Annotated in this window: 37 protein-coding genes, 1 tRNA gene, 1 rRNA gene and 1 pseudogene; 6 read left to right on the forward strand and 34 right to left on the reverse strand. The window is 51.1% G+C overall.

All coding sequences use genetic code 11. The annotated features are described in order from the left end of the window. Positions 1-11: 11 nt before the first annotated feature. Together OKF39_RS21300 and OKF39_RS21305 are read right to left on the reverse strand one after the other, a co-directional pair. Positions 12-87: transfer RNA gene (locus tag OKF39_RS21300), tRNA-Glu, on the reverse strand. Between the two features lie 85 nt (positions 88-172). Further along, positions 173-1,712, reverse strand: a 16S ribosomal RNA gene (locus tag OKF39_RS21305). Positions 1,713-2,182: 470 nt separating this feature from the next. Between OKF39_RS21305 and OKF39_RS21310 the strand changes: the two genes are divergently transcribed. After that, the gene (locus tag OKF39_RS21310; RefSeq protein WP_028014623.1) at positions 2,183-2,737 is read left to right on the forward strand and encodes a gamma carbonic anhydrase family protein; all 555 of its coding nucleotides are present in this window, start codon (positions 2,183-2,185) and stop codon (positions 2,735-2,737) included. Here OKF39_RS21310 and OKF39_RS21315 read toward each other — a convergent pair. The 6 genes from OKF39_RS21315 to dprA are packed head-to-tail and all read right to left on the reverse strand — an operon-like array spanning position 2,713 to position 6,496. Beyond that, a complete protein-coding gene (locus tag OKF39_RS21315; RefSeq protein WP_028014624.1) occupies positions 2,713-2,961 on the reverse strand; it encodes a DUF1488 family protein in 249 nt (82 codons plus the stop codon). The two genes, OKF39_RS21310 and OKF39_RS21315, sit on opposite strands and share 25 nt — an antisense overlap. Then, on the reverse strand, positions 2,958-3,776 hold the full coding sequence (gene aroE, locus OKF39_RS21320) for a shikimate dehydrogenase (RefSeq protein ID WP_479983335.1): 819 nt from the start codon (positions 3,774-3,776) through the stop codon (positions 2,958-2,960). Before aroE ends, OKF39_RS21315 begins: the two co-directional genes overlap by 4 nt. 4 nt (positions 3,777-3,780) lie before the next feature. Then, the gene (gene tsaC, locus OKF39_RS21325) at positions 3,781-4,353 is read right to left on the reverse strand and encodes an L-threonylcarbamoyladenylate synthase type 1 TsaC (RefSeq protein ID WP_479983336.1); all 573 of its coding nucleotides are present in this window, start codon (positions 4,351-4,353) and stop codon (positions 3,781-3,783) included. Continuing rightward, positions 4,346-4,900 (reverse strand): DNA topoisomerase family protein, encoded by a 555-nt coding sequence (locus OKF39_RS21330; protein WP_028014627.1) that lies wholly within the window; start codon positions 4,898-4,900, stop codon positions 4,346-4,348. The genes tsaC and OKF39_RS21330 overlap by 8 nt, the downstream gene beginning before the upstream one ends. A 26-nt stretch (positions 4,901-4,926) precedes the next feature. Then, on the reverse strand, positions 4,927-5,400 hold the full coding sequence (gene smg, locus OKF39_RS21335) for a DUF494 family protein Smg (RefSeq protein ID WP_008503477.1): 474 nt from the start codon (positions 5,398-5,400) through the stop codon (positions 4,927-4,929). Further along, a complete protein-coding gene (dprA, locus tag OKF39_RS21340; protein WP_479983337.1) occupies positions 5,372-6,496 on the reverse strand; it encodes a DNA-protecting protein DprA in 1,125 nt (374 codons plus the stop codon). The genes smg and dprA overlap by 29 nt, the downstream gene beginning before the upstream one ends. Before the next feature lie 128 nt (positions 6,497-6,624). On the opposite strand from dprA, the gene def reads away from it, so the two are divergent. The 5 genes from def to mscL all read left to right on the forward strand — a co-directional run bounded on the left by def (position 6,625) and on the right by mscL (position 11,399). After that, complete coding sequence (def, locus tag OKF39_RS21345; RefSeq protein ID WP_006812188.1) at positions 6,625-7,134, forward strand: peptide deformylase; 510 nt, start codon at positions 6,625-6,627, stop codon at positions 7,132-7,134. Between the two features lie 25 nt (positions 7,135-7,159). Then, on the forward strand, positions 7,160-8,107 hold the full coding sequence (gene fmt, locus OKF39_RS21350) for a methionyl-tRNA formyltransferase (RefSeq protein ID WP_047363717.1): 948 nt from the start codon (positions 7,160-7,162) through the stop codon (positions 8,105-8,107). Positions 8,108-8,159: 52 nt separating this feature from the next. Next, positions 8,160-9,446: a 16S rRNA (cytosine(967)-C(5))-methyltransferase RsmB gene (gene rsmB / locus OKF39_RS21355; protein ID WP_479983338.1), complete on the forward strand. Its 1,287-nt coding sequence runs from the start codon at positions 8,160-8,162 to the stop codon at positions 9,444-9,446. A 22-nt stretch (positions 9,447-9,468) separates the two neighbouring features. Continuing rightward, positions 9,469-10,845: a Trk system potassium transporter TrkA gene (trkA, locus tag OKF39_RS21360; RefSeq protein WP_014885463.1), complete on the forward strand. Its 1,377-nt coding sequence runs from the start codon at positions 9,469-9,471 to the stop codon at positions 10,843-10,845. A gap of 143 nt (positions 10,846-10,988) precedes the next feature. Next, complete coding sequence (gene mscL / locus OKF39_RS21365) at positions 10,989-11,399, forward strand: large-conductance mechanosensitive channel protein MscL (RefSeq protein ID WP_028014631.1); 411 nt, start codon at positions 10,989-10,991, stop codon at positions 11,397-11,399. Here mscL and OKF39_RS21370 read toward each other — a convergent pair whose 3' ends face one another. From OKF39_RS21370 to rpsS, 26 genes and pseudogenes are all read right to left on the reverse strand, one after another. Beyond that, positions 11,400-11,615 carry an alternative ribosome-rescue factor A gene (locus OKF39_RS21370; RefSeq protein ID WP_045630326.1) on the reverse strand — a complete coding sequence of 72 codons (216 nt, stop codon included), beginning with the start codon at positions 11,613-11,615 and terminating at the stop codon, positions 11,400-11,402. 57 nt (positions 11,616-11,672) lie between these two features. Beyond that, positions 11,673-12,098 (reverse strand): Zn(2+)-responsive transcriptional regulator, encoded by a 426-nt coding sequence (gene zntR / locus OKF39_RS21375; RefSeq protein WP_028014633.1) that lies wholly within the window; start codon positions 12,096-12,098, stop codon positions 11,673-11,675. 2 nt (positions 12,099-12,100) lie between these two features. Then, the gene (locus OKF39_RS21380) at positions 12,101-12,469 is read right to left on the reverse strand and encodes a DnaJ family domain-containing protein (protein WP_045630324.1); all 369 of its coding nucleotides are present in this window, start codon (positions 12,467-12,469) and stop codon (positions 12,101-12,103) included. Between the two features lie 107 nt (positions 12,470-12,576). Then, positions 12,577-12,960, reverse strand: a complete 384-nt coding sequence (gene rplQ / locus OKF39_RS21385; protein WP_001216368.1) for a 50S ribosomal protein L17 — start codon at positions 12,958-12,960, stop codon at positions 12,577-12,579. 40 nt (positions 12,961-13,000) lie between these two features. Then, a pseudogene (locus OKF39_RS21390) lies at positions 13,001-13,988 on the reverse strand (DNA-directed RNA polymerase subunit alpha). Positions 13,989-14,013: 25 nt separating this feature from the next. Continuing rightward, entirely contained in the window at positions 14,014-14,634 is a 621-nt protein-coding gene (rpsD, locus tag OKF39_RS21395) for a 30S ribosomal protein S4 (protein WP_004868345.1), read from the reverse strand. A gap of 32 nt (positions 14,635-14,666) precedes the next feature. Then, complete coding sequence (gene rpsK / locus OKF39_RS21400) at positions 14,667-15,056, reverse strand: 30S ribosomal protein S11 (RefSeq protein ID WP_003863312.1); 390 nt, start codon at positions 15,054-15,056, stop codon at positions 14,667-14,669. A 16-nt stretch (positions 15,057-15,072) separates the two neighbouring features. Further along, on the reverse strand, positions 15,073-15,429 hold the full coding sequence (gene rpsM / locus OKF39_RS21405) for a 30S ribosomal protein S13 (RefSeq protein ID WP_013099021.1): 357 nt from the start codon (positions 15,427-15,429) through the stop codon (positions 15,073-15,075). A gap of 146 nt (positions 15,430-15,575) precedes the next feature. Continuing rightward, entirely contained in the window at positions 15,576-15,692 is a 117-nt protein-coding gene (gene rpmJ, locus OKF39_RS21410; RefSeq protein WP_000868187.1) for a 50S ribosomal protein L36, read from the reverse strand. Between the two features lie 31 nt (positions 15,693-15,723). Beyond that, complete coding sequence (gene secY, locus OKF39_RS21415; protein WP_003863305.1) at positions 15,724-17,055, reverse strand: preprotein translocase subunit SecY; 1,332 nt, start codon at positions 17,053-17,055, stop codon at positions 15,724-15,726. A 7-nt stretch (positions 17,056-17,062) separates the two neighbouring features. Continuing rightward, a complete protein-coding gene (gene rplO / locus OKF39_RS21420; protein ID WP_014885468.1) occupies positions 17,063-17,497 on the reverse strand; it encodes a 50S ribosomal protein L15 in 435 nt (144 codons plus the stop codon). 3 nt (positions 17,498-17,500) lie between these two features. Then, complete coding sequence (gene rpmD / locus OKF39_RS21425) at positions 17,501-17,680, reverse strand: 50S ribosomal protein L30 (RefSeq protein ID WP_003863301.1); 180 nt, start codon at positions 17,678-17,680, stop codon at positions 17,501-17,503. 6 nt (positions 17,681-17,686) lie between these two features. Beyond that, the gene (gene rpsE / locus OKF39_RS21430) at positions 17,687-18,187 is read right to left on the reverse strand and encodes a 30S ribosomal protein S5 (protein ID WP_003863299.1); all 501 of its coding nucleotides are present in this window, start codon (positions 18,185-18,187) and stop codon (positions 17,687-17,689) included. Between the two features lie 14 nt (positions 18,188-18,201). Beyond that, positions 18,202-18,555, reverse strand: coding sequence for a 50S ribosomal protein L18 (gene rplR, locus OKF39_RS21435; protein WP_003863297.1), 354 nt, complete (start codon positions 18,553-18,555; stop codon positions 18,202-18,204). A gap of 9 nt (positions 18,556-18,564) precedes the next feature. Next, on the reverse strand, positions 18,565-19,098 hold the full coding sequence (gene rplF / locus OKF39_RS21440; RefSeq protein WP_003863296.1) for a 50S ribosomal protein L6: 534 nt from the start codon (positions 19,096-19,098) through the stop codon (positions 18,565-18,567). Positions 19,099-19,110: 12 nt separating this feature from the next. Further along, on the reverse strand, positions 19,111-19,503 hold the full coding sequence (gene rpsH / locus OKF39_RS21445) for a 30S ribosomal protein S8 (RefSeq protein ID WP_006178918.1): 393 nt from the start codon (positions 19,501-19,503) through the stop codon (positions 19,111-19,113). A 30-nt stretch (positions 19,504-19,533) separates the two neighbouring features. After that, positions 19,534-19,839, reverse strand: a complete 306-nt coding sequence (rpsN, locus tag OKF39_RS21450; RefSeq protein WP_003863291.1) for a 30S ribosomal protein S14 — start codon at positions 19,837-19,839, stop codon at positions 19,534-19,536. Positions 19,840-19,853: 14 nt separating this feature from the next. After that, positions 19,854-20,393 (reverse strand): 50S ribosomal protein L5, encoded by a 540-nt coding sequence (rplE, locus tag OKF39_RS21455; RefSeq protein WP_001096202.1) that lies wholly within the window; start codon positions 20,391-20,393, stop codon positions 19,854-19,856. Between the two features lie 14 nt (positions 20,394-20,407). Beyond that, entirely contained in the window at positions 20,408-20,722 is a 315-nt protein-coding gene (rplX, locus tag OKF39_RS21460) for a 50S ribosomal protein L24 (protein WP_003863287.1), read from the reverse strand. A gap of 10 nt (positions 20,723-20,732) precedes the next feature. Further along, positions 20,733-21,104, reverse strand: a complete 372-nt coding sequence (rplN, locus tag OKF39_RS21465) for a 50S ribosomal protein L14 (RefSeq protein ID WP_002919748.1) — start codon at positions 21,102-21,104, stop codon at positions 20,733-20,735. Between the two features lie 166 nt (positions 21,105-21,270). Continuing rightward, on the reverse strand, positions 21,271-21,525 hold the full coding sequence (gene rpsQ, locus OKF39_RS21470; RefSeq protein WP_008503489.1) for a 30S ribosomal protein S17: 255 nt from the start codon (positions 21,523-21,525) through the stop codon (positions 21,271-21,273). Continuing rightward, a complete protein-coding gene (gene rpmC / locus OKF39_RS21475; protein WP_003863282.1) occupies positions 21,525-21,716 on the reverse strand; it encodes a 50S ribosomal protein L29 in 192 nt (63 codons plus the stop codon). Before rpmC ends, rpsQ begins: the two co-directional genes overlap by 1 nt. Next, on the reverse strand, positions 21,716-22,126 hold the full coding sequence (rplP, locus tag OKF39_RS21480; protein WP_002919759.1) for a 50S ribosomal protein L16: 411 nt from the start codon (positions 22,124-22,126) through the stop codon (positions 21,716-21,718). Before rplP ends, rpmC begins: the two co-directional genes overlap by 1 nt. 12 nt (positions 22,127-22,138) lie before the next feature. Further along, a complete protein-coding gene (rpsC, locus tag OKF39_RS21485; RefSeq protein WP_000529945.1) occupies positions 22,139-22,840 on the reverse strand; it encodes a 30S ribosomal protein S3 in 702 nt (233 codons plus the stop codon). 17 nt (positions 22,841-22,857) lie between these two features. After that, positions 22,858-23,190, reverse strand: a complete 333-nt coding sequence (gene rplV / locus OKF39_RS21490; RefSeq protein WP_002919773.1) for a 50S ribosomal protein L22 — start codon at positions 23,188-23,190, stop codon at positions 22,858-22,860. A 14-nt stretch (positions 23,191-23,204) separates the two neighbouring features. After that, positions 23,205-23,483: a 30S ribosomal protein S19 gene (gene rpsS / locus OKF39_RS21495; RefSeq protein ID WP_001138117.1), complete on the reverse strand. Its 279-nt coding sequence runs from the start codon at positions 23,481-23,483 to the stop codon at positions 23,205-23,207. Position 23,484 lies beyond the last annotated feature (1 nt).

A 23,484-nucleotide genomic window follows, 5' to 3' on the forward strand; every position in this document is an offset into this window, starting at 1 on the left:
GAACCAGCAAGTGGCGTCCCCTAGGGGATTCGAACCCCTGTTACCGCCGTGAAAGGGCGGTGTCCTGGGCCTCTAGACGAAGGGGACACTGAAGTCTCAATCGCAAGACGCCTTGCTTTTTACTTTTCATCAGACAATCTGTGTGAGCACTACAAAGGCAGGTTCTTTAAGGTAAGGAGGTGATCCAACCGCAGGTTCCCCTACGGTTACCTTGTTACGACTTCACCCCAGTCATGAATCACAAAGTGGTAAGCGCCCTCCCGAAGGTTAAGCTACCTACTTCTTTTGCAACCCACTCCCATGGTGTGACGGGCGGTGTGTACAAGGCCCGGGAACGTATTCACCGTGGCATTCTGATCCACGATTACTAGCGATTCCGACTTCATGGAGTCGAGTTGCAGACTCCAATCCGGACTACGACGCACTTTATGAGGTCCGCTTGCTCTCGCGAGGTCGCTTCTCTTTGTATGCGCCATTGTAGCACGTGTGTAGCCCTACTCGTAAGGGCCATGATGACTTGACGTCATCCCCACCTTCCTCCAGTTTATCACTGGCAGTCTCCTTTGAGTTCCCGGCCTAACCGCTGGCAACAAAGGATAAGGGTTGCGCTCGTTGCGGGACTTAACCCAACATTTCACAACACGAGCTGACGACAGCCATGCAGCACCTGTCTCAGAGTTCCCGAAGGCACCAAAGCATCTCTGCTAAGTTCTCTGGATGTCAAGAGTAGGTAAGGTTCTTCGCGTTGCATCGAATTAAACCACATGCTCCACCGCTTGTGCGGGCCCCCGTCAATTCATTTGAGTTTTAACCTTGCGGCCGTACTCCCCAGGCGGTCGACTTAACGCGTTAGCTCCGGAAGCCACGCCTCAAGGGCACAACCTCCAAGTCGACATCGTTTACGGCGTGGACTACCAGGGTATCTAATCCTGTTTGCTCCCCACGCTTTCGCACCTGAGCGTCAGTCTTTGTCCAGGGGGCCGCCTTCGCCACCGGTATTCCTCCAGATCTCTACGCATTTCACCGCTACACCTGGAATTCTACCCCCCTCTACAAGACTCTAGCCTGCCAGTTTCGAATGCAGTTCCCAGGTTGAGCCCGGGGATTTCACATCCGACTTGACAGACCGCCTGCGTGCGCTTTACGCCCAGTAATTCCGATTAACGCTTGCACCCTCCGTATTACCGCGGCTGCTGGCACGGAGTTAGCCGGTGCTTCTTCTGCGGGTAACGTCAATCGACAAGGTTATTAACCTTATCGCCTTCCTCCCCGCTGAAAGTACTTTACAACCCGAAGGCCTTCTTCATACACGCGGCATGGCTGCATCAGGCTTGCGCCCATTGTGCAATATTCCCCACTGCTGCCTCCCGTAGGAGTCTGGACCGTGTCTCAGTTCCAGTGTGGCTGGTCATCCTCTCAGACCAGCTAGGGATCGTCGCCTAGGTGAGCCGTTACCCCACCTACTAGCTAATCCCATCTGGGCACATCTGATGGCAAGAGGCCCGAAGGTCCCCCTCTTTGGTCTTGCGACATTATGCGGTATTAGCTACCGTTTCCAGTAGTTATCCCCCTCCATCAGGCAGTTTCCCAGACATTACTCACCCGTCCGCCACTCGTCACCCGAGAGCAAGCTCTCTGTGCTACCGTTCGACTTGCATGTGTTAGGCCTGCCGCCAGCGTTCAATCTGAGCCATGATCAAACTCTTCAATTTAAGTTTGATGCTCGTGAATTAAACTTCGTAATGAATTACGTATGTTCACTCAGAGACTTGGTATTCATTTTTCGTCTTGCGACGTTAAGAATCCATGTCACTTTGAGTGCCCACACAGATTGTCTGATAAATTGTTAAAGAGCAGTGCAACGCGGCTTTCGCTCACCGTTGCGAGGTGGCGTATATTACGCTTTCCTCTTTCAGAGTCAACCCGTTATTTCAGGATTTTTTCTCTTCAACCGACCGGGTTAACTGTGAAGTGATTCACATCCGCCGTGTCGATGGAGGCGCATTATAGGGATCCCATTTTTTAGCACAAGTGTTTTTTAGATCTTTTTTTTCGACTGCTGATTTTCCGCGCTTTTCGCTGAAATCCCGCCCGTTCTGCTTAAATATTGACGCATTTTGCCTTGCCTCGATCCAATAATATGATCAAGTCTTCCGTATAGCGCTCATCCTTAGAGGTAGTTATGTCTGCAGTGTTACGCCCTTATAAAGATCTGTTCCCCCAAAAAGGCGATCGCGTGATGATCGATGCCACCAGCGTAGTCATTGGTGATGTCCGAATGGCCGATGACGTCAGTATCTGGCCGCTCGTCGCCATCAGGGGAGATGTAAATTATGTGTCGATCGGTGCCCGTACCAATATTCAGGACGGTAGCGTTCTGCATGTTACGCACAAATCCTCTTATAACCCGGAGGGCAATCCCCTCATCATTGGAGAAGATGTTACCGTCGGACATAAAGTGATGCTTCACGGCTGCACTATCGGTAATCGGGTGCTTGTTGGCATGGGATCGATTTTGCTGGATGGCGTGATAGTAGAAGAAGACGTAATGATTGGGGCCGGTAGCCTGGTTCCGCAGAACAAACGTCTGGAAAGTGGTTATCTCTATCTGGGAAGCCCGGTAAAACAGATCCGCCCCCTGAAGGAGGCAGAGATCGAAGGATTAAAATACTCGGCGAACAACTACGTAAAATGGAAGAATGACTATTTGGATCAGGATAACCAAACCCAACCCTGATCGTCTTCCTGCTGCTCGCGGATTAAATCGCTGGCTTCCTCTTCCAGATCCCAGCGATTTTCGCAAAAAACGGCTATCGGGTCTGTGCCGCCAAAACGATGTAACAGCGCTTCTCCATGGATGGCACAGGTAAGCTGCATCCCCTGCACCAGCACCGGAAAACAGACCGCCTGCTTATGCTCATCCCAGCTCTCTCTGTCCGGGAAATGAATAGCCTGATTCACGCCGAAAGCTCCTGCTTTAGCTTTTCAATGACCGGCTCGACTGCAGGCAACACCCCGTGCCAGAGCAGTACCGCATGCGCAGCCTGCCCCACCAGCATTCCCAGCCCATCGGCTAACTGTTTCGCACCGTGTTGTTCGCACCAGTTCAGGAAGGGCGTATTCCCTTTCTGATAAAACATGTCATAGAAGTACATGTGCGCGCTGACCAGCGAAGCGGGGATCGCCGGGATCTCGCCACTGATGCCGCTGGATGTGGCATTAATGACAAGATCGAACTCACGTTCGGCAAGATCGTCAAGCGCTACCGCACTTACGCTGCCGGTATGCGCAAACAACGCCGCCAGCGCTTCTGCTCGGGAAAAAGTTCGGTTGGTAATGGTCACCGCACAGTCCATGGAAAGCAGAGGTAACAGTACTCCCCGCGATGCGCCACCCGCACCAATCAGCAGGACCCGGAACCCAGGTTTAATAAACGACAGTCGTTCCAGATCGCTCAGCAAACCTATTCCATCAGTGTTGTCGCCCAGAAGACGTCCGTCCTCAAGCCGTTTTAGGGTATTTACTGCACCAGCAAGAGAAGCGCGCTCGGTCAGTTCATCAGCACGTTCGAAAGCTTCCTCTTTAAAAGGAACCGTCACATTCGCACCTTTGCCACCTGCGGCGAAAAAAGCCTCAAGCGTTGGAATAAATGCATCTACCGGTGCCAGTACGCGGCCATAGGGATGATTTATCTGCAGCTGCTCCGCAAATTGCTGATGGATCAGCGGTGACTTGCTGTGTGCAATCGGATTACCAAAAACAGCATAGGTTTCCATGAGATTACTCCTGGCGAAAACGTTCGCCGGTCAAAGCGTCGCGAATTTCAGACGGATTCAGGCGTCCTCCCGTCTCTCCAACAGCAACCGGGAAGTCATTTCCGAACTGTGCCAACACTTCTTCGGTTGTACGACAAGGTGGCAATCCGGTCAGGTTGGCGCTGGTTGAGACCAGCGGTTTACCAAATGCCAGGCAAAGCTCAACCACCAGAGGATGATCGGTGACGCGAACGGCGAGGGAATCAAAGCGTCCGGTCAGCCAGCGCGGTGTTGTCGGCTGCGCCGGGAAAACAAAGGTCACCGGTCCGGGCCATGCGGAGAAAATAGTCTCGCGCTGCGCCGGTGTCAGCATAGAGTCATCAATGTAGGGCTTAAGCTGCTCGTAATTCGCAGCTATCAAAATCAACCCTTTCTCTACGGGTCTTTGTTTTAAGGCAAGCAGGCGGCTCACAGCCGTCTCGCTGTCAGGATCGCAACCGACCCCAAAAACAGCTTCAGTTGGATAGGCGATGACTTTTTCATTTTTCAGAACGTCCACAGCATGCGCAATGGAGCCTGATGGCAGGTTATTATTCACTATTTTGATCCGCCGTAACCGGCTTTCCACATTGTTTGCTGGCGCAGAAGCGTTTCATACCTTGCGCCGTTTTCTTCTCGATAAGTAGCGGATAGTTGCAATGAGGGCAGACGCCCGCTACCGGTTTGAAATTGATAACGAACTGGCATTCAGGGTAGCGATCGCAGGAATGGAAGGTCTTACCATAGCGGGAACGGCGCTGTACCAGCTGACCGCGCTGACACTGAGGACACGCAATCGCCGTTTCATCAGGCTTATCAATTTGTTCCGTATGCTCACATTCCGGATAACGGCTACAGCCAATAAACATGCCGAAACGGCCCTGACGTAGCGCTAGTTCACCACCACAAAGAGGACATAGCTGTCCTTCCAGAATTTTAACGATATGTCCATCCGCCTGGCTTTTCAGAGGACGGACATAATCACATTCCGGATAGTGTGAACAACCGAGAAACGGGCCGTGTTTCCCGGACCGAATAACAAGTTCAGCCCCGCACTGCGGGCAGGGCTCATTTTTATGCACCGTGAATAGTGCTGATTTGGCCATAACAACTCTTGGTGCTACATATAGAATTAATGCAGCATACCTTCATTCACTTCAAAGAGTAATTCTTCCATTTGCTGATAGGCATTTTCACAGCCCGGGATATTAAACAGAACCATCAGAATCACCCATTTCAGATCTTCCAGTTCAAATTCTGCCGTATCCAGCGCCATGACACGCTCTATCACCATTTCTCTCGTTTCGAGGTTCAGCACCTGAATCTGCTCAAGGAATAAGATGAATCCCCGGCAGCTGGCGTCCAGCCTTTCACACTCTTCTGCGGTATAAATGCGTACTGACAAAGGGTCAGAAGCAAGCTGCATCGGTTCGGCGAGGCCTTCCTGATAATCAGCCAGTTTTTCCAGCCACATCAACGCATTATAGATATCTTCCCGCTCAAACCCCGCATCGGTAAGATCCTGTGTCAATTTGTCCTGATCCACTCGCATTTCTGCTTCGTTATGGATGTAAGTCTCAAACAAATACATCAGTACGTCGAACATGGCATGCCCTCCTTAATCGGACATAGCCGCCGGGTACAGCTGCGATCCACCCTGCTAACTCCAGTTCGAGTAGCTGTGCTACCGTTACTGGCACAGGTTGGCCGGCACGTTCAGCGACAACGTCAACAGGTGTTACCTCATCTCCTACGTTAGCCAGGAGCTTGGGAAATGGCAATGCCACCTTTCCCTGATCTGATGAATAATGTCGCTTTTCGGGATCTTCCTGCAGACATTGCAAGCCATATTGCAAATTTTCAAGAATGTCCCGCGCTTCTGTTACCGGCGTCGCACCCTGCTTTATCAGCCAGTGTGGTCCTTCACACCCCGGGTTACCAATCGGGCCGGGTAAGGCGAAAACCTCCCTCCCCTGATCGAGCGCGCATCGTGCAGTGACCAGCGAGCCGCTTCGCACTGCCGCTTCAACGACCAATACACCCTGGCTAAGCCCGCTGATGATTCGATTACGACGCGGAAAGTTTGCCGGCCGGGGCTGCGCCGAAAGAGGGAACTCAGACACTATCGCCCCGTCAGCTTCGATAAGCCGCATAGCCAGCGCCTGATGCCGACGGGGATAAATGCTAAACAGGCCGTTCCCCAGTACGGCCACGCTACGCCCTTTTACAGACAGCGCGGCGTTGTGAGCAACACCGTCTATACCGCAGGCCAGTCCGCTGGTGATTGTGAAACCACTTTGCGAAAGTTGTTCGCACAGAATTTTCCCCCATCGTTCTCCATACCATGACGGCGCACGGCTACCCACGACCGCCAGCTGGGCAGCATTAAGCGTTTCAGGGTTACCTTTTACGAATAATGCACCGGGATAATCAGGAATTGCTCGAAGTAAAGGAGGATAAAGCGGATGGGTTGCCGTCAATAAATGATTTCCCGGCTGCTCAAGCCACACCAGACTACGCTCCAGCTCACCCTCATCTGGAGCAAAGAACCGTTCAGCCTGTTTTGCTGACAGCCCGGCGTCTCTGACAGCGGAAGCATCGATATTTTTTTGCTTGTGCAGCCGTGCAGCCGCTTCCAGCATTCCATCGCCACATAATGAACCTGTGTGTACTAGCCGTAGCCATATCTCGATAGACGTCATCCTTTCCCCCTGCCATAAGCGGCCTGCGCAATCATTGCGATTGGTCACTGATGCTGTCAATCGACCCGGGATTTGTCTAGAATAGAAGTAATATTCTTATCAACTCCTGAACACGACTCTGGAAATTTATGGCAGTTTTGCAAGTGTTACATATTCCGGACGAGCGCCTTCGCATCGTCGCTGAACCGGTTAAAGAAGTGAATGCAGAAATCCAGCGTATCGTTGATGATATGTTCGATACCATGTACGCCGAAGAAGGCATTGGCCTGGCGGCGACGCAGGTAGACATTCACAAGCGTATTATCGTGATCGACGTTTCTGAAAATCGCGATGAGCGTCTGGTGCTGATCAACCCTGAATTGCTTGAGAAGAGCGGTGAAACGGGCATTGAGGAAGGTTGTCTTTCTATTCCGGAACAGCGCGCTTTGGTGCCACGTGCCGAAAAAGTGAAAATTCGCGCTTTGGATCGTGACGGTAATCCGTTCGAACTGGAAGCAGATGACCTGCTGGCAATTTGCATTCAGCATGAGATGGATCACCTGGTCGGTAAGCTGTTTATCGATTACCTCTCGCCGTTGAAACAGCAGCGTATTCGTCAAAAAGTAGAGAAACTGGATCGTTTGCGCTCTCGCGCATAACGTCCCCCCGGATACAAGGATCATCGTGTCTAAAACACTACGTATTATCTTCGCGGGAACCCCTGATTTTGCAGCGCGTCATCTTGACGCGCTGTTATCTTCTGGTCACCAGGTTGTCGGCGTCTTTACCCAGCCGGACCGTCCGGCTGGTCGCGGTAAAAAACTGATGCCGAGCCCGGTAAAGGTGCTGGCAGAAGAGCATGGGCTTCCTGTTTTCCAGCCCGCATCCTTACGCCCTCAGGAAAATCAGCAGCTGGTTGCTGACCTGAACGCCGACGTAATGGTCGTGGTGGCTTACGGTTTAATTCTGCCAAAAGCGGTGCTTGATATGCCTCGTCTGGGTTGTATCAACGTGCATGGCTCCTTGCTCCCGCGCTGGCGTGGTGCGGCACCTATCCAGCGCTCCCTGTGGGCGGGGGATGCTGAAACCGGCGTCACAATCATGAAGATGGACGTAGGTTTAGACACTGGCGACATGCTGCATAAACTGGCGTGCCCTATTACTGCAGACGATACCAGCGCTACGCTGTATGACAAACTGGCAGGCCTCGGTCCGCAAGGGCTTATCGAGACGCTGCAGCAGCTTGCTGATAATACGGCGAAGCCGGAAGTTCAGGATGAGGCGCTGGTGACGTATGCTGAAAAACTGAGTAAAGAAGAAGCCCGGCTCGACTGGTCCTTGTCTGCCGCTCAACTTGAACGCTGCATCCGCGCTTTTAATCCGTGGCCGATGAGCTGGATGGAGATTGATGAGCAGCCAGTGAAAGTCTGGAAAGCGTCAGTCATTAATGGCAATACGGCTGCTGAACCCGGCACGATTATCGACGCCAGCAAGAACGGTATCCAGGTTGCGACAGCAGAAGGGATCCTGAATCTTGAATCGCTGCAACCGGCCGGTAAGAAAGCCATGAGCGCTCAGGATCTATTAAATTCCCGTCGCGAATGGTTTATACCTGGTAATCGTCTTGCCTAATCCAATATATGCTTAAAGCCCGGTGTTTCCGGGCATTTTTATTTTTATAGTTATGAAAAAACAAAATCTACGCAGTATGGCGGCCAAAGCCGTTGAGCAGGTTATTGAGCAGGGCCAGTCATTGAGTAACATCCTGCCTCCCCTGCAACAAAAGGTATCTGATAAAGACAAAGCCCTGCTCCAGGAACTCTGCTTTGGCGTCCTGCGCACCCTTTCTCAGCTTGAGTGGCTCATTAATAAGCTGATGTCGCGCCCAATGACTGGCAAACAGCGCACCGTACATTATTTGATTATGGTGGGGTTTTATCAGCTTCTTCATACCCGCATTCCACCTCACGCCGCGCTGGCTGAAACGGTGGAAGGTGCCGTTGCGATTAAACGCCCTCAGTTGAAAGGGCTGATCAACGGCGTACTGCGTCAGTTCCAGCGTCAGCAGGATGAGCTACTGGCTGAATTTGCACAAAGCGAAACACGTTTTCTGCACCCGGACTGGCTGCTGAATCGCCTTAAAAAAGCGTATCCGCAGCAATGGCAAAACATTGCCGAAGCGAATAATCAACGCCCACCGATGTGGTTACGCGTCAACCGTAATCACCACACCCGTGACGCATGGCTGGCATTACTGGAAGAAACCGGAATGAGTGGATTCACGCATGCAGCCTATCCGGATGCCGTGCGTTTAGCCTCCCCTGCACCGGTACATGCTTTACCTGGTTTTGATGAAGGCTGGGTGACCGTACAGGATGCCTCGGCTCAGGGTTGCATGACCTGGCTTGAACCAGCAAACGGGGAACAGATCCTCGATCTTTGCGCCGCGCCTGGCGGAAAAACAACGCACATTCTTGAAGTGGCTCCGCAGGCCAGCGTAATGGCCGTGGATGTCGATGAGCAGCGCCTGTCACGCGTCTACGACAACCTCAAGCGTCTGGGCATGAAGGCTCAGGTTAAGCAGGGCGACGGACGCAAGCCCGCAGAATGGTGTGGTGAAACCCAGTTTGACCGCATTTTGCTGGATGCGCCCTGCTCTGCAACAGGCGTGATTCGTCGCCATCCGGATATCAAGTGGCTGCGCCGCGATCGCGATATCAAGGAACTTGCCCAACTGCAATCGGACATACTTGACGCAATCTGGCCACATCTTAAACCCGGCGGCACGCTGGTTTATGCAACCTGCTCCGTATTGCCAGAAGAAAACAGCCAGCAAATCACGGCCTTCCTTAAACGTACCCCGGACGCAACGCTGCGCGATACGGGAACGCCTGAATGCCCGGGTCAGCAAAACCTGCCGGGCGCGGAAGAAGGCGATGGCTTCTTTTACGCTAAGCTAATCAAAGAGTGATGTTGAGAACAGGTCACGAGATATGAAAATTATCATTCTGGGCGCAGGACAAGTGGGCGGAACGCTGGCGGAAAACCTGGTTGGCGAAAACAACGACATCACAATCGTTGATACCAACGGGGATCGTCTGCGCGTTTTACAGGACAAATTTGACCTTCGCGTTGTGCAGGGCCATGGTTCACACCCGCGCGTGCTACGCGAGGCCGGCGCCGACGATGCAGACATGCTCGTTGCGGTGACCAGTTCTGACGAAACCAATATGGTGGCCTGTCAGGTAGCCTACTCGCTTTTCAACACCCCTAACCGAATCGCGCGCATCCGTTCTCCGGACTATGTCCGCGATGCTGAGAAGCTCTTTAATTCAGAAGCGGTTCCTATTGACCATCTCATCGCGCCAGAACAGCTGGTTATCGACAATATCTATCGTCTGATCGAATATCCAGGCGCACTGCAGGTGGTGAACTTTGCCGAAGGTAAGGTCAGTCTTGCCGTCGTTAAGGCCTATTACGGCGGCCCGTTGATCGGCAATGCGCTTTCAACAATGCGTGAGCACATGCCGCATATCGATACGCGCGTCGCCGCCATTTTCCGCCACGACAGACCTATTCGCCCTCAAGGCTCCACGATTGTCGAAGCGGGGGATGAGGTCTTCTTCATTGCGGCCTCTCAGCATATTCGTGCGGTGATGAGTGAGTTGCAGCGTCTCGAAAAGCCTTATAAACGCATTATGCTGGTCGGCGGTGGCAATATCGGCGCGGGCCTGGCGCGAAGGCTGGAAAAAGACTACAGCGTGAAATTGATCGAGCGCGATCAACAGCGTGCTTCTGAGCTGGCGGAAAAACTGCAAAATACGATCGTATTTTATGGCGACGCGTCGGATCAGGAATTATTGGCTGAAGAGCATATTGATCAAGTTGATCTCTTTATTGCCGTCACCAACGATGACGAAGCGAATATTATGTCCGCCATGCTCGCCAAACGTATGGGAGCAAAGAAGGTCATGGTGCTTATCCAGCGCAAGGCGTATGTCGACCTGGTTCAGGGCAGCGTTATTGATATTGCCATTTCACCGCAGCAGGCGACCATTTCCGCTCTGCTGAGCCATGTACGTAAAGCGGACATTGTCGGCGTTTCATCTCTGCGTCGCGGGGTGGCAGAAGCCATTGAAGCAGTAGCTCATGGAGATGAAACCACCTCTCGCGTTGTGGGCCGCGCCATCGACGAAATTAAGCTGCCGCCGGGCACTATTATCGGCGCCGTAGTGCGCGGGAATGACGTTATGATCGCCAATGATAATTTGCGTATTGAGCAAGGTGACCACGTAATTATGTTCCTTACCGATAAAAAATTTATTACCGACGTCGAACGTTTATTCCAGCCTAGTCCATTCTTCCTTTAATACGTCGGGGCTCTCAATAGAGCCCCGCACTTTACCCTCTTTATTTCTGTGCCTTTTATTTTCATAACGTTTAATTATCCCGCATGGCAATTGGCTAATCATTTGTTAAACTTATAGTCGTCAGCTGGCACAAGGAGAACATAATGAGTTTTATTAAAGAATTTCGCGAATTTGCGATGCGCGGGAACGTGGTTGATTTGGCAGTGGGTGTCATTATTGGTGCGGCATTCGGCAAGATTGTTTCATCATTAGTAGCGGACATCATCATGCCACCTTTAGGGCTGCTAATCGGGGGCATTGATTTCAAACAGTTCGCGTTCACGCTGCGTGAAGCCCAGGGTGATATCCCGGCAGTTGTAATGCACTACGGCGTGTTTATCCAGAACGTATTTGATTTCGTGATTGTGGCGTTTGCTATCTTTATGGCTATCAAGCTGATTAACCGGCTCAACCGTAAAAAAGAAGAGCCAGCAGCAGCGCCTGCACCAACGAAAGAAGAAGTGTTACTGAGTGAAATTCGCGATCTGTTAAAAGAGCAAAATAACCGCGTTTAATCAGCAGTTAAAAACAGGAAGGCCAGTGGTAAATAAGCGATTCGCTTGCTTGCCACTGGCCTCCCAGTTACCCCGTTTTGCATGTTTGTCTTTACGCAGATAACTCCCCTTCCCTTTTTTATTCTTTTCAACGCGCTGTCGAAAAAGCGGGTCGTGAAGTAAAGCCTCGATGGCATTATCTTTAATTTGTCCCTTCGTGTGCTGATAGCGGCTCATAATTTCTCCTGAGCATGGTTTATGACGACGGAAGTCTAGACCCGAGTAGATTAAAAATCAACATCCCCGAGTTTCTCCACTGGCTCCCTGTTCAAGGGCTTCCAGAATTGAACAATAAATACTGCTATGAGCCGTTCCGCAGCAGGCATCATTCAACCTTTGCAAAGAGCGCTGCATGGTTTGCAGTTCCAGAATACGGGCTTCAACTTCATCAAGCCGGGCTTGCACGATGCTTTTGGATTCCTGACAAGTGTGATGCTCAGGATCGATGCGGATCGATAATAACTCGCGGATCGAATCAAGCGTGAAGCCAAGCTGTCGGGCGTAGCGTATGAATCTTAGACGTTGCAGATCGTTATCGGTATAAAGCCGAAAGCCGCCTTCCGTGCGTACCTCATGATCGATCATTTGCTGCTTTTCGTAATATCGGATAGTGTCCGGCGTTACGTTCGCGAGCTTTGCAAGTTCACCGATACGGTACATCGCTACTCCTCGTTTATCTTCTTCATCAATATTTCACCGTATTCCCCATGCAGGAATTCCGTGCTCATTCCTGCCTGGCGCAGCTTGAGCTCGATCAGGGCAAGCCTGCGGCTAAGTTCTTTATGTCGAGGATCGTCCTGACGGATCCCTTTTAGCAGATCGACAAGTTCAACAGCCTCTCTGCGCTGCTCAAGCTCGGGCGGGAGGCAGCCAGCATTTTTTAGCAAACGGTATCCAGCCCGGAGTTCAGGCGCAATATGCGAATCATCTTCCAGTTCAAGAGGTTCGCCGCTCCCGGGAAGATTGTCGAAATCGCCTTTATTTTGGGCATCGCGAATATGGCGTTCTGCCCACTGATCAAGCAACCACATCATCAACTCCAGGGGATGAACAAAATTGATACAGGTATTGTAGAGAAGTGGGGATAATGCGGATATAAAAAAACCCGCCGAGGCGGGTTTTTTTACGTTACTGCAGATTACTCTGCAGCAGCTTCTGCTTTCTCTGAACGATCAACCAGCTCGATGTAAGCCATCGGCGCGTTGTCGCCTGCACGGAAACCACACTTCAGAATGCGAGTGTAACCACCGGCACGGCTCGCGAAACGCGGGCCCAGTTCGTTAAACAGTTTTGCCACGATCTCGTTATCACGAGTACGGGCGAATGCCAGACGACGATTAGCAACGCTGTCAGTCTTGGCAAGAGTAATCAGCGGCTCAACTACGCGACGCAGCTCTTTCGCTTTAGGCAGGGTCGTCTTGATGATTTCATGACGAACCAGTGAACCTGCCATGTTGCGGAACATAGCCTGGCGATGGCTGCTGTTGCGGTTCAGTTGACGACCACTCTTACGATGGCGCATGACCTTATCCTTCTCAGTAAAACCTTAACCTGTGATCCGGTTACTCGTCAGCAATGCTTGCCGGTGGCCAGTTTTCCAGGCGCATGCCCAGAGACAGACCACGTGAAGCCAGCACGTCTTTAATCTCGGTAAGAGATTTTTTACCCAGGTTCGGCGTTTTCAGCAACTCAACCTCGGTACGCTGTACCAGATCACCGATATAGTGGATAGCTTCTGCCTTGAGGCAGTTAGCAGAGCGGACAGTCAATTCGAGATCGTCAACAGGGCGCAGCAGGATCGGATCGAATTCTGGTTTCTCTTCTTTCACTTCTGGCTGACGTACATCACGTAAGTCAACGAAAGCTTCCAGTTGTTCTGCCAGGATGGTTGCCGCACGACGAATCGCCTCTTCAGGATCGATTGTGCCGTTGGTTTCCATTTCGATGACCAGCTTGTCCAGGTCGGTACGCTGTTCTACACGCGCTGCTTCAACATTGTAGGCAATACGCTCTACAGGGCTGTAGCATGCGTCGACCAGCAGACGGCCGATTGGGCGCTCATCTTCTTCCGAATGAATTCGGGCAGAAGCCGGCACATAACCACGACCGCGCTGAACTTTGATACGCATGCTAATAGCTGCGTTCTCATCGGTCAGGTGGCAGATCACGTGCTGCGGCTTGGATTTCAACATCACCGTCGTGGGTGATGTCGGCTGCAGTCACAGGGCCAATGCCAGATTTATTCAGAGTAAGAATAACTTCATCTTTACCCTGAACTCTCACCGCCAGCCCTTTCAGGTTGAGCAGGATTTCAAGGATATCTTCCTGAACGCCTTCTTTGGTGCTGTACTCATGAAGTACACCATCAATCTCAACCTCGGTCACCGCGCAACCCGGCATCGATGAGAGCAGAATACGGCGCAGTGCGTTACCCAGAGTATGGCCAAAGCCACGCTCTAAAGGCTCAAGGGTCACCTTGGCGTGCGTCGAACTCACTTGCTCGATATCTACCAGGCGCGGTTTTAGAAACTCTGTCACAGAACCCTGCATTGTGTCCTCTCTTTGGTACTAAGCTTTACTTGGAGTAAAGCTCGACGATCAGGTGTTCGTTAATGTCCGCAGACAGATCAGAACGCTCAGGCTGACGCTTGAACGTACCTTCCATCTTGCCAGCATCAACTTCCAGCCAGGTTGGCTTTTCACGCTGCTCAGCCAGCTCCAGAGCGGCCTTCACGCGAGATTGCTTTTTCGCTTTCTCACGAATGCTAACAACGTCATTCGCTTTAACCTGATAAGAAGCGATGTTAACAACACGACCGTTTACCATGATTGCTTTGTGGCTAACCAGCTGACGTGATTCAGCACGAGTAGCGCCGAAGCCCATACGGTATACAACGTTGTCCAGACGACCTTCCAGCAGAGCCAGCAGGTTTTCACCTGTGTTGCCTTTCAGACGTGCTGCTTCTTTATAGTAGTTACGGAACTGACGCTCCAGCACACCGTACATACGGCGAACTTTTTGCTTTTCACGCAACTGCACACCATAGTCAGACAGACGCGGTTTACGCGCACCGTGCTGGCCAGGAGCTTGTTCAATTTTACACTTGGTATCGATCGCGCGAACGCCAGACTTAAGGAATAAGTCGGTGCCCTCACGACGGCTCAGCTTGAGCTTAGGACCCAAATATCTTGCCATTTTCTATCTCCAACTAACCTAAAAAACGAGCGTTATACGCGACGTTTTTTCGGCGGACGACAACCGTTATGAGGGATCGGAGTCACATCAGTAATATTCGTGATGCGGAAACCAGCGGCGTTCAGAGCGCGAACAGTAGATTCACGACCCGGACCCGGACCTTTAACCATAACTTCCAGATTCTTGATGCCGTATTCTTTTACGGCTTCAGCGCAACGCTCTGCTGCAACCTGAGCTGCGAACGGAGTGGATTTGCGAGAACCACGGAAACCGGAACCACCGGCTGTTGCCCAACCCAATGCGTTACCCTGACGATCAGTAATAGTAACGATGGTGTTGTTGAAAGAAGCATGGATATGAGCCACGCCGTCAGAGACTTGTTTTCTTACACGTTTACGTGCACGAACTGGTGCCTTTGCCATTATTCAATCACCCCGATTATTTCTTGATCGGTTTGCGCGGACCCTTACGGGTACGTGCGTTGGTCTTAGTACGCTGACCGCGCACTGGCAGACCACGACGATGACGCAAACCGCGATAGCAACCAAGATCCATCAGGCGCTTGATGCTCATGCTGATTTCACGGCGCAGATCACCTTCAACGACAAATTTGGCAACTTCGTCACGCAGCGTGTCGATTTGTCCTTCAGACAGCTCACTGATCTTAACATCTTCAGCGATACCCGCTGCAGCCAGGATGGCTTTAGAACGGGTCTTGCCGATGCCGTAGATCGAAGTTAATGCGATCACAGCATGTTTCTGATCAGGAATGTTAATGCCTGCTATACGGGCCACTATGCACTCCTACTATTTAATATGTACGCACCATGCTGAAAAGCCCGTTTTCAGGATACTCAAATGGAAACGTACAGACATACAAAAGATTGGCTGGCTAATCTAGCCAGCTCAACCCAACTTTGCAAGAAAAATATGCGAAATAATCAGCCTTGGCGCTGTTTATGCTTCGGCTCGGCACTGCAAATCACACGGATGACACCATCACGCTTAACGATTTTGCAGTTACGGCATAATTTCTTGACGGAAGCACGAACTTTCATTTTTACTCTCCGTAACTTCTCAGGCGACCAATTAGCGGCCGTAGCCTTTCAGGTTCGCCTTCTTCAATGCAGACTCATACTGACTGGACATCATCAGAGTTTGCACTTGAGCCATAAAGTCCATAATCACGACAACAACGATAAGCAGTGAGGTCCCACCGAAGTAGAACGGTACTTTCATTGCATCACGCATGAACTCCGGGATCAGGCAGATAAAAGTAATATAAAGCGCACCAACCAAAGTCAGGCGGGTCATTACTTTATCGATATACTTCGCCGTTTGCTCTCCCGGACGAATTCCTGGTACAAATGCACCGGACTTCTTCAGGTTATCTGCTGTTTCACGCGGGTTGAAGACCAACGCCGTGTAGAAGAAACAGAAGAAGATGATCGCAGACGCATAGAGTAACACATAAAGTGGTTGCCCAGGCTGCAAATACAGCGAAATTGTTGTCAGCCAGTTCCAACCAGTACCGCCCCCGAACCATGACGCGATGGTTGCCGGGAACAGAATAATACTGGAAGCGAAGATAGCCGGGATAACCCCCGCCATATTCACTTTCAGCGGTAAATGTGTGCTCTGTGCAGCATAGACACGACGACCCTGCTGACGCTTAGCGTAGTTCACCACAATGCGGCGTTGACCACGTTCAACGAAGACAACAAAGAACGTCACTGCAAATACTAATACTGCAACCAACAGCAACAGGAGGAAGTGCAGGTCGCCTTGACGCGCTTGCTCGATAGTATGGGCGATGGCCGGCGGGAGTCCCGCAACGATACCGGCGAAGATAATGATTGAGATACCGTTACCGATACCACGCTCAGTAATCTGTTCGCCGAGCCACATCAGGAACATCGTCCCTGTGACCAGACTAACAACAGCGGTGAAATAGAATGCAAAGCCTGGGTTTAACACCAGGCCCTGCATACCAGGCATATTCGGCAGACCGGTAGCAATACCGATCGACTGGAATATTGCCAGCACCAGAGTACCGTAACGGGTGTACTGACTAATCTTACGACGTCCAGACTCCCCTTCTTTCTTCAGCTCTGCCAGGGCCGGATGAACGACCGTCAGCAGCTGGATAATAATCGATGCCGAAATGTACGGCATAATACCCAGAGCAAAGATAGAAGCACGGCTGAGAGCACCACCAGAGAACATGTTGAACATTTCAATGATGGTGCCTCGCTGTTGCTCAAGCAGTTTGGCAAGTACAGCGGCATCGATACCAGGGATCGGAATAAAAGAGCCAATACGGAACACAATCAGCGCGCCGATAACAAACAGCAGTCTGCGTTTCAGCTCGCCAAATCCACCTTTGGCACTTTGAAAATCTAATCCCGGTTGCTTAGCCATCTGCTACTTATTCCTCAATTTTACCGCCAGCAGCTTCGATAGCAGCACGAGCACCTTTAGTAACACGCAGGCCACGAACAGTTACCGGAGTAGAAACTTCACCAGACAGGATCACTTTCGCGAACTCGATCTGAATACCGATAATGTTAGCCGCTTTCAGCGTGTTCAGGTCTACAACGCCGCCTTCAACTTTCGCCAGGTCAGACAGACGGATTTCCGCTGTGATCGCTGCTTTGCGAGAGGTGAAGCCGAACTTCGGCAGACGACGGTACAGTGGCATCTGGCCACCCTCGAAACCGCGACGTACGCCACCGCCAGAACGAGAGTTCTGACCTTTGTGACCACGACCACCGGTTTTGCCGAGGCCAGAACCGATACCACGACCCAGGCGTTTACCCGCCTTTTTAGAGCCTTCGGCCGGAGACAGAGTATTTAAACGCATCTCTTACTCCTCAACTTTAACCATGAAGTAAACCGCGTTGACCATACCACGAACAGCAGGAGTATCCTCGCGCTCAACGGTATGACCAATACGACGCAGACCCAGGCCAAGCAGCGTTGCCTTGTGTTTCGGCAGACGACCGATTGCACTGCGGGTTTGAGTGATTTTAATAGTCTTTGCCATGGTCAATTACCCCAGAATTTCTTCAACGGATTTACCACGCTTGGCAGCGACCATTTCTGGAGAATTCATATTTTCCAGGCCATCAATAGTTGCACGAACCACGTTGATCGGGTTGGTGGAACCATATGCTTTAGCCAGAACGTTATGAACCCCAGCAACTTCCAGAACGGCGCGCATTGCACCACCGGCGATGATACCGGTACCTTCTGAAGCTGGCTGCATGAATACACGAGAACCCGTGTGAACACCTTTAACTGGGTGCTGCAGGGTGCCGTTGTTCAGCGCGACGTTAATCATATTGCGACGGGCTTTTTCCATCGCTTTCTGGATCGCTGCTGGAACTTCACGCGCTTTACCGTAACCAAAACCAACGCGACCGTTACCATCGCCTACTACAGTCAGAGCTGTGAAGGAGAAAATACGACCACCTTTAACGGTTTTAGATACGCGGTTTACCGCGATCAGCTTTTCCTGCAGTTCGCCAGCCTGTTTTTCGATGTGAGCCATCTTACACCTCTACCTTAGAACTGAAGGCCAGCTTCACGGGCAGCATCTGCCAGTGCCTGGACACGACCATGATATTGGAACCCGGAACGGTCAAAGGAAACATTGCTGATGCCTTTTTCCAGAGCGCGTTCTGCAACAGCTTTACCTACAGCTGCAGCGGCGTCTTTGTTACCGGTGTACTTCAATTGTTCTGAGATAGCTTTTTCTACAGTAGAAGCAGCTACCAGAACTTCAGAACCGTTCGGTGCAATTACCTGTGCGTAAATATGACGCGGGGTACGATGTACCACCAGGCGAGTTGCACCCAGCTCTTTGAGCTTGCGGCGTGCGCGGGTCGCACGACGGATACGAGCAGATTTCTTATCCATAGTGTTACCTTACTTCTTCTTAGCCTCTTTGGTACGCACGACTTCGTCGGCGTAACGAACACCCTTGCCTTTGTAAGGCTCAGGACGACGGTAGGCGCGCAGATCTGCTGCAACCTGACCGATCAGCTGTTTATCAGCGCCTTTCAGCACGATTTCAGTTTGAGTCGGACATTCTGCAGTGATACCGGCCGGCAGCGGATGCTCAACAGGGTGTGAGAAGCCCAGAGACAGGCCTACTGCATTCCCTTTGATAGCTGCACGATAACCTACACCAACCAGCTGAAGCTTTTTAGTGAAGCCTTCGGTAACACCAACAACCATTGAGTTCAGCAGGGCACGCGCGGTACCAGCCTGAGCCCATCCATCCACGAAACCATCACGTGGACCGAAGGTCAGAGCGTTATCTGCATGTTTAACTTCAACAGCTTTGTTGAGGGTACGAGTCAGCTCGCCGTTTTTACCTTTGATCGTAATAACCTGACCGTCGATTTTTACATCAACGCCGGCAGGAATAACGACCGGTGCTTTAGCAACACGAGACATTCTTTCCTCCGATTAGGCTACGTAGCAGATAATTTCGCCACCAAGACCAGCCTGGCGCGCTGCACGATCAGTCATAACACCTTTAGAGGTAGAAACAACTGCGATACCAAGGCCAGCCATAACTTTTGGCAGCTCATCTTTTTTCTTATAGATGCGCAGACCTGGGCGGCTGACACGCTGAATGCTTTCTACAACAGCTTTACCCTGGAAATACTTGAGAGTAAGTTCCAGTTCCGGCTTGGTGTCGCCTTCAACTTTAAAATCTTCGATAAAACCTTCTTCCTTCAGCACGTTGGCAATTGCCACTTTCAGCTTGGCGGAAGGCATGGTGACCGCAACTTTGTTCGCGGCCTGACCGTTACGGATACGGGTCAGCATATCCGCGATCGGATCTTGCATGCTCATCTGTCTTTACTCCCGTGATTCAATTGGTAATTACCAGCTAGCCTTTTTCAAGCCTGGCACTTCACCGCGCATGGCGGCTTCACGCAGTTTGATACGGCTCAACCCAAACTTGCCCACATAACCATGTGGACGACCTGTTTGACGACAGCGGTTACGCTGACGAGACGGGCTGGAATCACGCGGCAGAGACTGCAGCTTGAGAACCGCATTCCAACGATCTTCGTCGGAAGCGTTCACATCAGAAATGATCGCTTTCAGTTCAGCGCGTTTAGCGAAGAATTTATCAGCTAAAGCTACGCGCTTTACTTCGCGTGCTTTCATTGATTGCTTAGCCATTCAGTAACCCTACCTTACTTGCGGAACGGGAAGTCAAAGGCAGCCAGCAGAGCACGGCCTTCTTCGTCAGATTTCGCAGTAGTGGTAATGGTAATATCCAAACCACGCACGCGGTCGACTTTATCGTAGTCGATTTCTGGGAAGATGATCTGCTCACGGACACCCATGCTGTAGTTACCACGACCGTCGAAAGACTTCGCGGACAGGCCACGGAAGTCACGGATACGTGGAACAGCAATAGTGATCAGGCGCTCAAAGAACTCCCACATGCGTTCGCCACGCAGAGTTACTTTACAGCCGATCGGATAGCCCTGACGGATTTTGAAGCCTGCAACAGATTTGCGTGCTTTGGTGATCAGCGGTTTTTGACCGGAGATTGCTGTCAGGTCAGCTGCTGCGTTATCCAGCAGTTTCTTGTCAGCGATCGCTTCACCAACACCCATGTTCAGGGTGATCTTCTCGACCCGAGGGACTTGCATGACAGAATTGTAGTTAAACTCGGTCATGAGTTTCTTAACTACTTCGTCTTTGTAGTAATCATGCAGTTTCGCCATCGTACTACTCCAAATTACTTGATAGTTTCGCTGTTAGACTTGAAGAAACGGACTTTTTTGCCGTCTTCGAATCTAAAGCCTACACGGTCAGCCTTACCGGTAGCCGCATTGAAGATTGCAACGTTAGAAACCTGAATAGCAGCTTCTTTTTCAACGATGCCGCCTGGTTGGTTCAGGGCCGGAACCGGCTTCTGATGTTTCTTAACCAGGTTGATACCTTCAACGACAAGTTTGCCGGAAGACAGAACATTTTTTACTTTACCGCGTTTACCTTTATCTTTACCGGTTAACACGATAACTTCGTCATCACGACGGATTTTCGCTGCCATGATTCGCTCCTTAGAGTACTTCTGGTGCCAGAGAGATAATTTTCATGAACTTCTCAGTACGAAGTTCACGAGTTACCGGCCCAAAGATACGCGTGCCGATAGGCTGCTCGCTGTTATTGTTTAAAATAACGCATGCATTACCATCGAAGCGAATGACAGAACCGTCAGGGCGACGAACACCCTTCTTGGTGCGCACCACTACCGCCTTCAGCACATCACCTTTTTTGACCTTACCACGTGGAATTGCTTCCTTGATGGTGATCTTGATGATGTCGCCTACGCCTGCGTAGCGACGGTGCGAGCCACCCAGAACCTTGATACACATTACGCGACGTGCACCGGAGTTGTCGGCGACGTTCAGCATAGTCTGTTCTTGGATCATTTTAGTGCTCCGCTAATGTCAACTACTACCTGAGACTCTAAAATCAGAGCCGTTAAAAAGCCCCATATCGAGGGCGCGGCATTATAACACCGCTTCTGCAATATGGGTAGAAAAAATAAACGGCTCATCGCTGAGCCGTTTATTCGTATTGAGAAGGCGTACTGTATTACAGAACCGCTTTCTCTACAACGCGAACCAGCGTCCAGGACTTAGTCTTGGACAGTGGACGGCATTCACGGATTTCAACCTTGTCGCCGATACCACATTCGTTGTTCTCGTCATGTACGTGCAGTTTGGTCGTACGCTTGATGAATTTACCGTAGATCGGGTGTTTCACAATACGTTCGATAGCTACAACAATGGATTTCTCCATTTTGTCGCTAACAACACGACCTTGCAGAGTACGGATTTTATCGGTCATTACGCACCCGCCTTCTGAGTCAGTAAAGTCTTAACGCGTGCAACATTGCGACGCACTTGCTTCAGCAGGTGAGTCTGTTGCAGCTGGCCACTTGCAGCCTGCATGCGCAGGTTGAACTGCTCACGCAGCAGGTTCAGCAGCTCAGCGTTCAGCTCTTCAACGCTTTTTTCACGCAGCTCTTTTGCTTTCATTACATCACCGTCTTAGTTACAAAGGTGGTTTTGATAGGCAGTTTCGCTGCTGCCAGGCCGAAGGCTTCACGGGCCAGCTCTTCCGGAACACCGTCCATTTCATAAAGGACTTTGCCCGGTTGGATCAAGGCAACCCAGTACTCCACGTTACCTTTACCTTTACCCATACGAACTTCCAGTGGCTTCTCGGTGATCGGTTTGTCCGGGAATACACGGATCCAGATCTTACCTTGACGCTTAACTGCACGGGTCATTGCACGACGTGCTGCTTCGATCTGACGTGCAGTCAGACGACCACGGCCAACAGCTTTCAGACCGAAAGTGCCGAAGCTAACATCCGTACCCTGCGCCAGACCACGGTTGCGGCCTTTGTGCACTTTACGGAATTTTGTACGCTTTGGTTGTAACATCAGCGACGCTCCTTATTTACGGCCTTTACGCTGCTGCTTTTTAGGTTGAGCAGCCGGTTTTTCCGGTTGTTCAACAGCAGCCATACCACCCAGGATCTCACCTTTGAAGATCCATACCTTAACGCCGATTACACCGTAAGTGGTGTGCGCTTCAGAGGTGTTGTAGTCGATGTCAGCACGCAGAGTGTGCAGCGGTACGCGACCTTCACGGTACCATTCGGTACGTGCGATTTCCGCGCCGCCCAGACGGCCGCTAACTTCAACTTTGATACCTTTAGCGCCCAGACGCATTGCGTTCTGTACAGCACGCTTCATAGCACGACGGAACATAACACGACGTTCCAGCTGAGAAGTGATGCTGTCAGCAACCAATTTAGCGTCCAGTTCAGGCTTACGAACTTCAGCGATATTGATCTGTGCAGGAACGCCAGCGATATCCGCTACGACCTTGCGCAGTTTTTCTACGTCTTCGCCTTTCTTACCGATAACGATGCCAGGACGAGCAGTGTGAATAGTCACACGGATGCTCTTCGCTGGACGCTCGATAACGATACGAGATACAGACGCTTTAGCCAGTTCCTTAGTCAGGTACTGACGTACTTTAAAATCGCTGTCCAGGTTGTCAGCGAATTCTTTGGTGTTCGCAAACCAGGTAGAGTTCCATGGTTTTACAATACCCAGGCGAATACCATTAGGATGTACTTTCTGACCCATTGCTAGTCTCCAGAGTCTCAGCGATCGGACACAACCACAGTAATGTGGCTGGTGCGCTTCAGGATGCGATCTGCACGACCTTTCGCACGCGGCATAATGCGCTTCATGCTTGGGCCTTCATCTACGAAAATTTTCGCGACTTTCAGATCGTCGATGTCAGCGCCATCGTTGTGTTCAGCGTTAGCAATGGCAGATTCCAGTACTTTCTTGACCAATACCGCAGCTTTCTTGTTGGTATAGGTCAGGATGTCCAGGGCCTGCGACACTTTCTTACCGCGAATCAGGTCAGCAACAAGGCGAACCTTCTGTGCAGAAGAACGAGCATGGCGATGTTGAGCTAAAGTTTCCATCTCTTCCTCCTACCTTATTTCTTCTTCGCTTTTTTATCAGCAGCGTGGCCGCGATAAGTACGAGTCGGTGCGAATTCACCCAGTTTGTGACCAACCATTTCGTCGGTAACAAAGACTGGAACGTGCTGACGACCATTATGGACAGCGATGGTCAAACCGATCATGTTAGGAAAGATCGTTGAACGACGGGACCAAGTGCGCAGGGGCTTCTTGTCTCCGCTTTCCACCGCTTTCTCTACCTTCTTCAGCAAGTGCAGGTCAATAAAAGGACCTTTCTTGAGAGAACGTGGCATG

It is taken from the genome of Enterobacter cloacae complex sp. HYC042_NIDB (assembly GCF_056673315.1).